Source organism: Streptomyces sp. NPDC001393 (assembly GCF_053597455.1).
The window spans coordinates 227,360-240,261 of the sequence record NZ_JBSFIH010000005.1 but is presented as its reverse complement, the minus strand read 5'-3'; the positions used below and the strand labels follow the sequence as shown (position 1 = coordinate 240,261).

Here is a 12,902-nt window from a genome sequence, read left to right as displayed (position 1 = left end):
AGGATCCATGAAGCACGAGTATGAGGCGAAGTTCCTGGCCGTCGACGTCGCCGGCCTGCAGGCCAAGCTGGCTGCCCTCGGCGCCGTCCAGGCGCTTCCCCGCACTCTCCTCACCCGCAAGATCTTCGAGAACGACTCCCTCGACGGCGGGGCGTGGCTCCGTCTGCGGGACGAGGGCACCCGCTCAACGCTCACGCTCAAGCAGGTCACCGACGCCACGACGATCGACGGCACCAAGGAGATCGAGACCGAGGTCGCCGACCTGCACGCCATGGCCGACATCCTCCGTCGGGTCGGCCTCACCGAGGTCCGCTACCAGGAGAACTACCGCGAGGAGTGGCGCCTGGGAGAGGTCGCCTTCGACTTCGACACCTGGCCCGACCTCCCCACGTTCCTGGAGATCGAGGGGCCCGACGAGGCGTCCGTTCGCCAGGCCGCCGATCTTCTGGGGCTCGACTACTCCCAGGCCCGGTTCGGCAGCGTCGACGAGATCTACAAGAGCGAGGCCGGCCGCGACATCCTCGCCGAGCCCACCCTGCTGTTCTCCGACGGCGAGAAGCAGGAGAGTGCTTCCGCGGTGACCCAGGGATCCTGATCGAGGAAGCCGACGAACCATGCTGACGGAAATCGCCTTACAGCACAGGGTGATACCCGGGATCGCGGAATTCGCCCGGGGCGGGCTACCCGCCCCAGCAGCCACGGACGACGGCAACGAATGGGTCGACGGTTTCTGCTGGCTCTACTGCGGCCGACGCTGGACACGCGTGCTGTGGATCGGCCCCGCGAGCGTCGCCGGCGCTCAGGCTCCCATGTACGCGTGCGGGCCCTGCATCCGCGAACTCCAAGCGCGCGTCTGGGAGTCGCTGCTCAGCAGGGACGAACCGGCTTCCTCTGATCCCTCTCCCGCAGCCACGGTCGCGGGACCGCCCTCGGCCCGACGTACCGGCAGGCACCGCGGCCAGAGCAGGTTCCTGCGACGCAGTTGAGCCCCCGCCCTGGTCTCGGAAGAGCCTGCCGTTCCCCCGCGGCACGAGCCCCGTGGCCAGGGCGGGATTCCAGTGGTACCCCAGCGTGTAAGCGGCGGCCAGCTCCACCGGGGAGGCTCCTGGGAGCCGACTCGAACTTACGATCCGCGACGCATGGTGCCAAGGAGGCGACGTTCGCCACCAGCGCCGCCATGCCCTACCCCGGAACATTCGTGTTTGTTCCCGCCCCGATTCTCGGACCGACGAGCCAACATAGGCCCATGGCCCTGCTCAGCCCCGCTCAGCGGCTCGCTGCACACGTTCGGTCTGTCCTCGGCGACGGCCCGTTCCACCCGCCAGGTGGGTGGACCCACATGGGCGCTGTCATCTGCGACGCCAGCTTCCACGCGCGCTGTAAATATGAACTGACACTTCGGCCGAGGCTTCTTCGTCTCCAATCGGCGTGGCCTGACGCTTCCACGGTCCGCGGCTTCCGAGAACGACTCGCGACGGAGGATCTTGCCGTGGCGATGAACTTCAAGAGTCCCAGGAAGGTCGCGACGGCCCACGACCTCACTGACCTGCTGGCTTCCAGTGGTGTCGATACTCGTGCCGACCTTTGTGCATGGCTTGACCACCAGGACAATCGGGCCGCTCTGCGCAAGGTGAAGGGAGTGGGGCCGAAGAGCGTCGACTACATCGGCAACCTTGTCGGCCGATCGCAGGTCGCCGTAGACGTACATCTGCGGGCTTTCGCTGCGGACGCCGGTGTCATGGAACTTCGTTACAACGAGCTCCGAGCCGCATACGAGGAAGCAGCAGCCGTTCTCGGGCACGAACCAGGGGGACTGGAGCACGCGGTATGGCGATTCAAGTCTCAGGGCGTGTGACCCGGGTTGCCAGGCAGGCCCGTTCCTCGGGCTGCCTGGCAAGCTCGACGCCTCGGCCTCGCTAGCGGCGCGATCGCACCACCTGTTGGCCGCCCATGGACTGGCTGGGCCCTGTGCCTGCGGGCAGATGTCCGATCTGCTGGCCGGCGACCGAGGCGTCGGCGATGGTGGTGCGGCGGCGGGCTGCCTCGGCGCGGCGGTTGGGTGCCGGGTTTCGTCCGGTGTGCTGGATGCGGGTGATCAACACGCGGGCGGGCTGGCGAGCGGTGGTCAGCTCACGCTGGCTGGCGGCCTCCTTTAGGAGCTGCTCGGGCCGGTGGCCACGGGCTTCGGCGTCGGCGAGGACGGTGGCGAGCGCAGGCCAGGCCGGGTCGGCGAGGATCCGTTCCGCGTGGTCGGGGACAGCAGCTCGCACGTCGTTCGCGACAACGCGACGGGCTTCCTTCCTGGGCGGTCGGACTGTGAGTTCGGCGAGCGTCGGGGCGAGGGCACGGTCTGCGGCTGCCTGAAGGTGTTGGACGGCCTGGCGGGCGGCATCGGCCTGGTGAGCATGGTCCTTCGCCTCGTGCCAGCGCCCAGCGACGACGGCGGCCCAGACGAGGGCAGCGAGCAGGGCAGCCAGCGCGCTGCCGTCAGGGCCGGTGGCCGTGTGGACGATGTCGCGCGCCGCGCTTCGCACGGCGTGGGCGGCGCGGTCTTCGGCACGAATCTGGGAGCGCTGGGCTCGGGCGAACGCCGCGGAGGCGGCTTGGAGTTCGGCGCGCAGGTTGCCAGGTGCTTTCTGGGCGGTGGCTTCGATCAGTTCGCCGAGGGCTGCGATGTGGGCCTGGGCGTGGGTGTCGTCGACCAGGTCGGTGTGGAGGGTGTCGAGTGCGTCGGTGGCCTGGTGCCAGGGGGTGCTGGGGCGGTTGCGGCGGGCGGTGGGGTGCTCTTCGGGCCAGCTGGATTCGAGGCGGGCCTTGATCTTGGGCAGGGAGAGGTCGGGAGCGATCTTGCCTCCGGAGTGGAAGATCTGCTGGCCGTTCTCGTTGAGGTCGCCGGGACGGCCGACGGCGTAACCGAGGAGGTCTCCTGACGGGCCCCGCCGGGCCTTGACCTCGATGCCGTCGGCTGTGAGGTAGGCGATGAATTCCTCGGCGTTGGTCACGTGGGGAATGGCGGCGCGGATGCGGTTCTGGAGCCATTCGGGGCTGGTCTTGTCCCAGCCGAGGCGTTCGGCCTTGTGCATCTCGGCCTGGGTGGGGCGACGGGCGCCGGTGCGGTCGCCCTTCTTCAACTGCCTAAGCCCGTAGTCCTTCTCGATCTCGCGGCAGGCGTCGCCGATGCGCAGGCCGCTGTCGTGGAGTTTGGGGCGGCGGCCGTCTTCGCGGACGGTGGTGGCGAGGATGTGGATGTGGTCGTCGGCGTGACGTACGGCGATCCAGCGGCAGGCCAGGTCGTCGTCGGCGGGGGCGATGCCGGCGGCCTGGACGATGCGCTGGGCTATCTCGGCCCACTCGGCGTCGGAGAGGTAGCGGTCCTCGGGCGCGGCGCGGACGGGGCAGTGCCAGACGTGGTCGGTGACCTTCCTTCCGAACTCGCTGTTGCGCAGGCGTACGGGCGCGTCGAGGTGGCGGGCGAGGTCGGTGAGGGTGGCGTTCTCGTCGCGGCCGGGGTCGGGCATGCCGAGCATGGCGAATCCGGCCACGATGTGCGGGTCGAGGTGTTCGTCGTGGCGGCCGGGGCCGTAGAGGTAGGCGAGCAGGCCGCGGGTGTTGGACCCGGCCGGTTTGATGGCGGCGATCACGCGGGCGCCTCCGTTTCCAGGTCGGCGGGCTCGCGCAGGGCTTCGGCGATCAGCTCCAGCAGGTCCTGGAGTTCTGCAAGGTGCCGACGGATCTCGGGTGGGGTGAGGTCGCTGTTGAGGGCTCGGGCAATCTGGTTGACGTTGACGCCGATCCGGTTGAGCTGGCGCAGGACCTGGGCGCGGAAGATGTGCGTGCGGCGGTGGTCCTCGGACAGGGGCAGGTTGGCGGTGAACCGGCCGCTGATGAATGCGAGGACGATGTCGGCGGCGAAACCGGACTCGCCCTTGTAGCCGTGCTCGGTGGCAGCCTCCTGGAGCAGGACGTGCTCGTCGCCGGTGAAGCGCAGGGGGCCGACGCGTACGGTCCGCTTGGTGCCGGTGAAACGGCGGATCGCCGGCTGGACGCTCTGCACGGCTCGATCCTCGGCGGCTGGCACGGTGGCGGGTGCGGGGTGGAGGATCTGGCGCTGGACGGTGTGGAGCGTCTCCGGGTCGGCGCTGCCCTCGGCCCCGAGCCCCTGGTCCTGCGCCCCCTGACGCTGGGCCGTCTCCGCCACCCCCGGGGCGGAGACCCCCGAAGACCGGCCTTGAGTCGGACTCGGGGTACTACTGGCTCCGCCAGGGGCACCCCGTCCGAACGCACGCCGCAGACGGTTCATCAGCGTAGAGGACTTCGTCAGCGGTATCGGCTCGTCTGGGGTGTCTTGAGGGTGGTGCGGGTTGTGCGTCACGGGCGGTGCTCCAGGAGGGGTGGGCAAGGCGGGCAGTTCCGCAGGAGGGGGCGGCGGAGTGGGGACAGTCACCACCTCGTCCACAGATGTGGATAAGCGGGCGGCGAGTGAGACCGGTGGCCGACTGGCCGGGGTGACCGGAAGGGTTCCGGTCACCCCGTGGAGATTCCGGTCAGCCGCTGTCCGGACCGGTCTCGGCGGCGGCTTCGATTTCGGACCGGAGGGTGGTCATCACGTCGGTCTGCCGCTCGCTGCTGATCGTCAGGCCCTTGGCCTTGACGGCATTCCGGAGCAGTGACCGGGTGAGCGTGCCGTGCTCGGCGAGGGCGATCCGGCCGATCTCCACGAGTTCCTCAAGCGTGGCGCCGGGCGGGCGGCCACCGCGCGGCCTGCTCTCCGCAATCTCGGACGGTGGGTTCGACGGCTGGCACGACACGGCGGTCGGCGGCACGGGCTGGGCGGGCTCGGCCGGTGCCTCGGCAAGCGTGGCGGGGGCGGTGACCGGTGGTTCCGGCGCCTGGACCGGCGCGGGTTCCGGATGGCCCGCAGGCTGGTCAACGAGCTGATGGATCTGCCGCATCAGGACGCCGAAGGCCAGCAGCGCTGCGGTCGGGGGGACCGCGGCGACCACGTAGTCGAGCAGCGGCACAGTGCCCGCGCTGCCCGTGCCGTTGACCCCGGCCACGTTGAGCGCGATGGAGCCGACCGACCCGGTGGCCGTAAGGGCGATCGCCCACCTGTCGGTCACCCGGCGCAGGCCCGCACGGAGCATGAGCAGTTCGCCCGCGACGATGAACGCATCCAAGGTCGCCGGCCAGGCCCAGCGGCGAGTGGGAGAGCTGCGCAGCCCGTGCTGTCCGGCGACCTCGGCGAGGTGTGCGTACGACAGCCAGAATCCGCTGATGGTGAGGGCGACGATGACGACTCCGGCTGCACCGAGCGTGTACCGCTCGATGTCCTTCTTGGTCATCGACAGCCGTCCTTCGTCGGGACGGTGCCCCCGGTAGGTGGGGCTGGGTGTGGGGGTAGGGAGGGTCAAGCGGGGTGCTCCTGGGATTTGGCGGTGTGATCCGTCTTGCCGTCTTGGCCGTTGCAAGCGCAGGTCAGGGCCGGTACGGCAGGGCGTGGATGTGCCGTACCGGCGGCGTTCGGGCGTCGTCCGGCGTGTGCGGCGCGGCCTGACGGCGGGCGGCCTGCCGGCGGCGTCTCGTCGTGTCCCCGGCCGGGCGGGACGGCACTTCCACGTTGTGCCGTCCCACTCGGCGGGGCTGTGACCTGCGGTGATACGGCGAGGACGCGTGGGACGGCGCAAGACGGATCCGGGCGGCGTCCTCCCGGCGGCAGCGATTCACCATGATCGCTTTGCCGTCTTGTCGCCGGCTGCCGTCTTGCCTGCATGCCGTTTGACCTGCGGAATCACGGCAGGGACGGCAGGGACGCCCACCGGGGGATGCGGGGGTCAGTCTGCGCTGGGGGCGGCAGGCTCGGTGTCCGCTGAGTGGACAGTGGGGCAGTAGCGCCGCCAGGCGTCGAGGAACTTGTTGCGCATGTAGCCCTTGCGCTGGGTTCCGTCGGGGAGGCGAACGTTGCCGGGCCTGATGTCGAACTCCCGGAGCATCGCTGCCAGGTCCTTGGCGTTCAGCCCGTTGCGTCCCCACTCCGCCCAGGGGCTCTCGGCATCCTGCCGGAGCTGGTGGAGTAGTTCGTCCGTGGTAAGGCTGTCGGGCTCGCGCTGGGCTACGAACACCCTGCGGATGTGAGCGAGGATTCGGGCTCCGCCGGGCCGGTCCTCCTCTGCCTCGACCTCTGCGGCGACCATCCGTGCGCACGCCTCTCGGGCGCGACGGGGCCAGGATCCGGCGGCCAGGTCCGCGATGATGACCAACGGCTCCCAGGTGTCGGCGGCCCGGTCCTCCACCGGCATGTCCGGCTCCAGGTCCGCTGCCTCATCCAGCAGCGGCCTTGCCCATGCAGCGATCCGGTCGCGCAGGTCGTGCAGAGCGGGGATGTCGCGTCGGGAGCGGAAGGGCTTGACGCGCTCGCCCTCCGCCCGGCGGCGCATACGGATCACCACAGCCCGGTCCATGATCGTGTCGGGCAGGTCACCGATCCCCGCGAGGGCCGCCATGGCAAAGGTGGCGAACCGGTGCGGGGTGTGGTCGTTGCCGACCACCCGCGTGACGTAGCGGTTGCGTTGGTGGCCGGCGTTGAGCAGGCCGCGCATCTCCTCGTTCTTCTCCGCCATCTTCGGCGTGCCGAAGATGGTGTCCGCCTCGTCCACCAGGAGCGTGGGCGGCTCCTCGGTGATCGACCGGAACACCGCAGCCGGTGTGGTGTTGATGGTGAGCATCGGCTCGTGGACCGTCTCGGTCAGTACGTCCAGCAGCCGCGACTTGCCGCACCGCTTCGCCGGCCCCACCACCGCCAGACGCGGCGCGTGCTGCCAGGCCGGCTGCAGATGCGTCGCCGCCACCCACAGCGTCACCGCATCCAGCGCCTCCGGCGAGGGCAGGATCACGAACTTCGCTATCTGCTCACGCAGTTCGTCCAGCAGCGCCGAGCCGACGGTCGGCTCCGGATCCGGCGCCCGGGTCTCGGCCGCCGCGACCGACGCAGCGTGCTCGGGTTCGCCCTGGTCGGGCTTGCCCGGCACCGCGACCGACGGCCATGCGGTGGCAGGGGACACGGGGGTGGAATAGGGCGCAGGGTTCTCAGGTTGCACCAGGTGGCTCCTCTTCTGCGCCGCCGGGCATGCAGGCCCAGCGGCGCGGATCGTTCGTTGGAGACGGGCGACGGGGATTCCCGAGCCTCCGGCGTTGCCGCGCCAGAGGCTCGCTGCGTTCAGAGACTGAACACGCTCTGTGTCCCGAGTCGGGACACTCGCTCGGTGCCCCGAGGGAACACGGACAGTACGTCCACCCCCGGCGACAGTCCAGCGATTCTGTGTCAGCTCAGCGCAGAACCGTCTGCTACGCTGCCGCCCCTTCACGCCGCCAGACCCAGCAGTTCCCACAAGTCCGCGGTCACCACCCGGTAGGCGTTGCCCAGGCGCAGCACCTTGCACGGGTAGGCGCCTCGCTTCGCCAGCTCATAGCCCTTGCTCCGGCCGAGCCCAAGCGCTCGATTGCTTGTGTCCAGGTCAACTGCCACCGGAAGCGCGAGTACCTCCTCCCGGCTCATTCCCTTCGAGCCCTTCGAGTCTCCGGCCGTCGCGTCGTCGCACATGCAGTGCGCCCCTTTCCATGCAGCCCTCGGCGAACGCGGTCATCACGTCCGGCTCCAGGCGTCTACGAACCAGGATGGCCAAGCTAATGTGTCTTCATGACACAACCCGGCTTCGATGATGGAAGTGCCGAGGACGACGTCCCCGAGTGGGCGGACCGGATCAAGGCCAACGTCGCCGGCGAAGTCCGGCGCAGAAGGAAGGAGATGGGGTGGAGTGCGCAGGAGTTGGCGGACCGGTGCGAACAGCTCGGACATGCCATCCCGCGCAACGTGATCGCCAACATGGAGTCCGGCCGCCGGGCCAACCTTCCCCTCGCGGACGTCATGGTCCTGGCCGCCGCCCTGGAGACGTACCCGGTCTGCCTGATCTTCCCGGTCGGCTACGTCGAAAAGACCCAGGAACTCCCCTTCCAGCACCTCGTGCCCACCTGGGACGCCCTACGGCGCTTCACCGGGGAAGAGGACGTACCCGGCTACGACGCGGGCCTGGTCCCCGACTTCGAGCTTCACGCCAGTCTCGTCCGCACCGCTCTCGCCGCGCTCGAAGAGGAAGAACAGGCCCGGTTCGCGGCCAAGACGGCCACCAGCCGCGCCGAGAAGGAAGAAGCCGAGCGCCAGCAGGCCAAGTACGCCGATCAGGCCGTCTCGGCCAAGTACAGGCTCCGCTATCTCCGCCGCGACCTCCGCGAGGAGGGGGCCACCCCACCTGATCTGCCACCCGCACTGGGCGATGTCGACCCGCCCGAACCCGATACCGAAACCACCCCGGAGGAACGCCTTTGAAGGGCTCCACCTACCGCCGTTGCTCCTGCCGCGACCCGAAGACCGGCAAGGAACTCGGCGCCTCGTGCCCCAAGCGCAAGGGCCGCAAGCACGGTTACTACTCCATACGCCAGGAACTGCCGCCCCGCGAGGACGGCACCCGTCGCTCCTTCAGCCGCGCCGGCTACGAGTCCCTCAAGGACGCCCAGTCGGAACTCGACCACGTCCGCTCCCTGCTGGCCCTCGCGGACAAGGACGACCCCGACAGCCTCCAGCGCCTCGCCGCCATGCTGGCGGAGGTCGCGGCCGAGAAGGCCCCGCTGCCGGCCATCGAGGAGACCCAACGCCGTCTGCGTGCGGGCCTGGCCCTCCGTGGCAGCCTCACCGTCGGCGAGTGGCTCGACCAGTGGTTCGCCGCGAAGAAGCGCCGCAAGACCACGCTGAACGGTTACGCCTCCCACATCCGCGTCCACCTGAAGCCGCGCATCGGCCACGTGCGCCTCGACCGGCTCAACGTCGGCCACCTGGTGGAGATGTTCGACGCGATCGCCGACGAGAACGAGGTGATCGCGGCCGAGAACGAGGCCCGCCGCGAGCAGATCGCCCGCTGCAAGCCGAGCAAACCCGGGCGACCCGTAGGGGCCGAGCGAAAGCTGCTCGCGGCCGAGCGGGCCAAGCTGGCGGAGATGAAGCCGTTCCGAAAGATCGCCGGCCCGGCCACCCGGCAGGCGATCCGCCGCACCCTGCGCGCGGCGCTGAATTCCGCGATCGCCCAACAGCTGATCATCTTCAACCCGGCCTCCCACGTCGAGCTGGAGTCCGGCAGGCGCCCCAAGCCCCTCCTCTGGACCGAGGAGCGGGTCCGACGCTGGCGCGAGACGGGCGAGATCCCCGGCGCGGTCATGGTCTGGACCCCGCAGCAGTTCGGCGCCTTCCTGGACGCCGCCGAGGGTGACCGGCTGTACGCGATCTTCCACCTGATGGGCACCCGCGGCCTCCGTCGCGGCGAGGCGGTCGGCCAGGACTGGCACGAGATCGATCTCGGCGCCGGCCTCATCACTCCGGCCAAGGAGATCGTGGTGGACGGCTGGGACCTCTACGAGTCCGAGCCGAAGACAGACGGCAGCGCGAACACGATCGCGCTCGACAGCATGAACATCGCCGTGCTGCGCGACCACAAGGCCCGCCAGGACAAGGAGCGTGCGGACTGGGGCGGCGCCTGGCAGGACACGGGCAAGGTCTTCACGAAGGAGGACGGCTCCTGGCTCCACCCCGAGACGGTGTCGGAGACCTTCCGCCGTATCCTCGCCACGACCGACCTGCCCCCCATCACCCTGCGGGACCTGCGCCACGTGGCCGCGACGCTCACGCACGGAGGCGGCGGCGACATCCACACGGTGAAGGAGACCCTCCGGCACTCCACCATCACGCTGACCTCGGACACGTACACGAGCCTGCTCCCGGAGCTCGACCGCGAAATCGCTGAGAAGGCAGCGAAGCTGATCCCGCGGTCTCGTCCGGCAGCCGCCGAACCGTCCGCCCCGGCAGCGTTCGATCCGCAGGCCACCGGCACATCCGCCCAGGCATCACACGGGGATTGAAGTCCCGGCCCGAAAAGCAGCGACCGGGCGTGGAGCCGCGTCACTCACTCGGCCTGGGATCACCCCACTCCTCTTCCTCCTCCATGTAACGGATGCCCTCATGGGACAGTGAGACGGTGGCGGGCGTCTTGTGCGACGTCCACTCGACGGTGATCAGGCCCTCGTCGGCCAGGTAGGCGCAGGCTGCGGACAGGTCGTCGTCGGGCAGCCGGAGCGCCTCGCGCAGTGCCGCCCCGCTGACCTCAGGTCGGTTGCGTTCCATGGCTCCGTAGAGTTGCCGGAGGACGGCCTTGCGGTAGGTCTTGCGTTCACGGAGTGTCGTCATAGCTGGCGCTCTCAGGCTGGTATCCGAGGCTGCTGATGCCGACAGGCAGTCGGCCTTGCGGCCTCGCTCACAGCCTCCGCCGCCCGGGTGCCCCGCCGCGCAGCCCCTCATGCGGCTTCCCCTCGCTGTATGCGGGCGTCCCGGCGATTCCCGGCGACGCTGATGCTCGCGGTGATGGGGAGTAGCGTGGTCAGAAGCGAGGCGGATCCCGTGTTCGCACCGGATCCCGGACAGGTGGTCCTCCATGACCGGCTCCGACACATCCCCTGGTTCCAGGCACCTGCCGAGCGGTGTACACAATGCCGTGCGGCCAGGGAGTGCACTGCTCCGGCTGGAGACGACGGCATCGCGCGAAGGCGTCCTCGACGGGGCGTGGTGGCCACGGTCGCGCGACATCGGTGCCGAGCTGCCCGCGCTGCTGAGCGCCCTCACCGAGCACCTGGGCCCCCTGACCCGCGTCGGGCTGGATGCCACGGCCTGGGAGGGGCTCCCGACCCGGATCGTCGTCGGCGACCACGTGGTACACGTGGACTCCTTCCCGGTGGGTGACGACACGGTCCTGATCACCCGGGGCGACCGGGACCTCTTCTCGCTGCTGGTGGTCCCACCGGACACGCCGCCCGAGGCCGCCCGCGCGGCGATGGCACAGGCCGTCCTGGCCGGCAACGTCAGCGAGGCGGAGCAGATCCTCATCGACACGGGAAGCGGGCAGAGGCCGTCCGGCTGACCCCTGTCGTGGCCGGTGGTGCGGTCAGCCGCGCCACTCCACCAGGAGCAGCGTCGCGTCGTCCGTCGTGTGTCCGCCCCGCGCCCGCTTGAGGGTGTGCGACAGGGAGCGCGCCACCGCCCGGACCCCGCGACCGGTCCTCTCCAGCCGGTTCACCCAGTCGATCAGCTGGTCCTCACCGAACTGCTCCTCACCCACGGCGTGTTCCTCGATCAGTCCGTCCGTGAAGCAGAGGACGCGGTCTCCACGCTCCAGGTCCAGCTCACTGACCTCCGGCGCCGGCCCGCCCAGGCCGACCGGGAGGGTCGTGGGGGCGACCAGCCGACGCGCGACGCGGTGATCGCGCACGAGTATCGGTGGCGGGTGTCCCGCATTGACCCAGTGCATCCGCCCCGTGGCCGTGTCCAGCCGCATCATCTGGGCGGTGACGAAGTGGTCCGGGCCGAACTGGTGTACCACGGCGACGTCCATGGCGGCGTAGATCTCCGACAGGCCGGTACCGAGGCGGCGGGCGTGACGGTAGGCGCCGATGGCCACGGTGGCCATGGTGGCCGCTCCCAGGCCGTGCCCCATCGCGTCGATCATGGCCACGTGGAGGATGTCACCGTTGAGCGCGTAGTCGAAGCTGTCCCCCGCCACGTCGTAGGCGGGCTCCAGGATCCCGGCCACGGCGACCCGCGGCATGACCATGGCCAGAGGCGGCAGCAGGGACCACTGGATCTCGGCGGCGACGCTCATCGGCTCACCGCGGCGGGTGGAGAAGAACAGGTCGGAGTAGCCGTGCTTGGTCACCAGCAGGTCGGCAACCAGGCCGGAGAGCCTGGCCAGCAGCCGCCGGTCGTCGTCATCGACCCGGTCCAGCGTCACGGCCATGACGCCCACCTGGTCGCCGCCGTCCAGCAGCGGCAGGTGGACCCGTACGCCGTCGGCCTCGGGCACCTCGACGGGCTGGGCGTCGAGAAAGCACCGGCCCGCGACGGAAGCGTCGATGTCCTGCGGATCCCCGCCCGTGAGGCCCTCACCGCGCAGAGGTACGAGCAGCAACTGACCGTAGTCCTGGAGCAGCACCTGCGGACGGCGGCCGCCGAGCCGCTCCACCACGTCGGCGACCAGCGGTCCGATGAGGTGGGGCGGGAGCTCGTGCGCCCGGTCGAGAACCGCCCCCAGAAGCGCTTCCCCGAAGCTCTCGGAGCGGTCCGTGCCCGGTTCGGCCGTCATCCCGCTCACCCGCTGTGATCCACACGGACACCGGCGGCGGGGTCGACCGGCGAAAGGACTACCCGTCCCATCACTCCATCATGGGCCGTGCTGTTCCCCTGCGCCCTCCCGGCCGAAGCCGTCCTCGACATGTGCCAAGGTGCGCTGAGCCGACAGCGGATTCCACGGATCGGCGGCGGCGGTCAGCAGGCGTTCGGCGGTTCCGGCCGGCTCGTCGGGCGGGACGACCAGCAGCTCCCAGCGCCCCAGGGTGCCGCAGTCCAGGGTGATGGCATGCTCCTCGGCGGTGGCGTCGCTCAGGACGACCTCGATCACGTGGTCCGGCGCCGACACGGTCAGTGGCGCGTCAGGCCAGGCCGCAGCGCCGACCGTGACGCGGGTGACCGTGCCACGGCCGGGGTCGAGCGAGCCCACGAGCGCGGGCAGCTCCAGTTCCAGGGCGTCGCAACGCGGCCACCACGCTCCGTCCAGCGGGCCGTGGCTGGCCTCCGGCGTGAGCCTCAGCCGGGCCAGCGGCATCCTGTACGTGTGCGCGTCACTCGGCGGCCGGTCTCCTGCGGGCGGTGTGGGGGAGTCCATCGCGCGATCCCGTCCGGGCGGCCTGGAGCTGCCCTCGTTCGCCACTCGCCGGGAACGGCGCTGTCCTGATCATGCGCCCGACATGCTCTCGGT

The 12,902-nt window shown here is 70.1% G+C and carries 13 protein-coding genes; 5 read left to right on the top strand and 8 right to left on the bottom strand.

Annotated features, from left to right (window positions below; genetic code table 11):
* Nucleotides 1-7 precede the first annotated feature (7 nt).
* Together ACWC2T_RS09410 and ACWC2T_RS09405 are read left to right on the top strand one after the other, a co-directional pair.
* A complete protein-coding gene (locus ACWC2T_RS09410; protein WP_125499778.1) occupies nt 8-595 on the top strand; it encodes a class IV adenylate cyclase in 588 nt (195 codons plus the stop codon).
* Between the two features lie 894 nt (nt 596-1,489).
* Complete coding sequence (locus ACWC2T_RS09405; protein WP_388576014.1) at nt 1,490-1,855, top strand: DNA glycosylase family protein; 366 nt, start codon at nt 1,490-1,492, stop codon at nt 1,853-1,855.
* A 61-nt stretch (nt 1,856-1,916) separates the two neighbouring features.
* Here the strand turns inward: ACWC2T_RS09405 and ACWC2T_RS09400 are convergent, their stop codons facing one another.
* The 5 genes from ACWC2T_RS09400 to ACWC2T_RS09380 all read right to left on the bottom strand — a co-directional run bounded on the left by ACWC2T_RS09400 (nt 1,917) and on the right by ACWC2T_RS09380 (nt 7,597).
* Nucleotides 1,917-3,641, bottom strand: a complete 1,725-nt coding sequence (locus ACWC2T_RS09400) for a relaxase/mobilization nuclease domain-containing protein (RefSeq protein WP_450669780.1) — start codon at nt 3,639-3,641, stop codon at nt 1,917-1,919.
* A complete protein-coding gene (locus tag ACWC2T_RS09395) occupies nt 3,638-4,198 on the bottom strand; it encodes a MobC family plasmid mobilization relaxosome protein (RefSeq protein ID WP_388576010.1) in 561 nt (186 codons plus the stop codon). The genes ACWC2T_RS09400 and ACWC2T_RS09395 overlap by 4 nt, the downstream gene beginning before the upstream one ends.
* A 346-nt stretch (nt 4,199-4,544) precedes the next feature.
* Nucleotides 4,545-5,342, bottom strand: coding sequence for a DUF2637 domain-containing protein (locus tag ACWC2T_RS09390; protein ID WP_388576008.1), 798 nt, complete (start codon nt 5,340-5,342; stop codon nt 4,545-4,547).
* Nucleotides 5,343-5,831: 489 nt separating this feature from the next.
* The gene (locus tag ACWC2T_RS09385; RefSeq protein ID WP_450669779.1) at nt 5,832-7,094 is read right to left on the bottom strand and encodes a DUF3631 domain-containing protein; all 1,263 of its coding nucleotides are present in this window, start codon (nt 7,092-7,094) and stop codon (nt 5,832-5,834) included.
* 263 nt (nt 7,095-7,357) lie between these two features.
* Complete coding sequence (locus ACWC2T_RS09380) at nt 7,358-7,597, bottom strand: hypothetical protein (RefSeq protein WP_388576004.1); 240 nt, start codon at nt 7,595-7,597, stop codon at nt 7,358-7,360.
* A 96-nt stretch (nt 7,598-7,693) separates the two neighbouring features.
* Between ACWC2T_RS09380 and ACWC2T_RS09375 the strand changes: the two genes are divergently transcribed.
* A complete protein-coding gene (locus tag ACWC2T_RS09375) occupies nt 7,694-8,380 on the top strand; it encodes a helix-turn-helix domain-containing protein (protein WP_450669778.1) in 687 nt (228 codons plus the stop codon).
* Nucleotides 8,377-9,960: a site-specific integrase gene (locus tag ACWC2T_RS09370; protein WP_450669777.1), complete on the top strand. Its 1,584-nt coding sequence runs from the start codon at nt 8,377-8,379 to the stop codon at nt 9,958-9,960. Before ACWC2T_RS09375 ends, ACWC2T_RS09370 begins: the two co-directional genes overlap by 4 nt.
* Nucleotides 9,961-10,000: 40 nt before the next feature.
* Here ACWC2T_RS09370 and ACWC2T_RS09365 read toward each other — a convergent pair whose 3' ends face one another.
* Nucleotides 10,001-10,285, bottom strand: a complete 285-nt coding sequence (locus ACWC2T_RS09365) for a hypothetical protein (RefSeq protein ID WP_158922448.1) — start codon at nt 10,283-10,285, stop codon at nt 10,001-10,003.
* A 244-nt stretch (nt 10,286-10,529) separates the two neighbouring features.
* Between ACWC2T_RS09365 and ACWC2T_RS09360 the strand changes: the two genes are divergently transcribed.
* Nucleotides 10,530-11,012, top strand: coding sequence for a DUF5994 family protein (locus ACWC2T_RS09360; RefSeq protein WP_388765834.1), 483 nt, complete (start codon nt 10,530-10,532; stop codon nt 11,010-11,012).
* Between the two features lie 24 nt (nt 11,013-11,036).
* On the opposite strand, the gene ACWC2T_RS09355 is transcribed toward ACWC2T_RS09360, so the two are convergent.
* Nucleotides 11,037-12,230 carry a PP2C family protein-serine/threonine phosphatase gene (locus ACWC2T_RS09355; RefSeq protein WP_388765832.1) on the bottom strand — a complete coding sequence of 398 codons (1,194 nt, stop codon included), beginning with the start codon at nt 12,228-12,230 and terminating at the stop codon, nt 11,037-11,039.
* Between the two features lie 78 nt (nt 12,231-12,308).
* Nucleotides 12,309-12,809: a DUF5994 family protein gene (locus ACWC2T_RS09350; RefSeq protein ID WP_388765830.1), complete on the bottom strand. Its 501-nt coding sequence runs from the start codon at nt 12,807-12,809 to the stop codon at nt 12,309-12,311.
* Between the last annotated feature and the right edge of the window lie 93 nt (nt 12,810-12,902).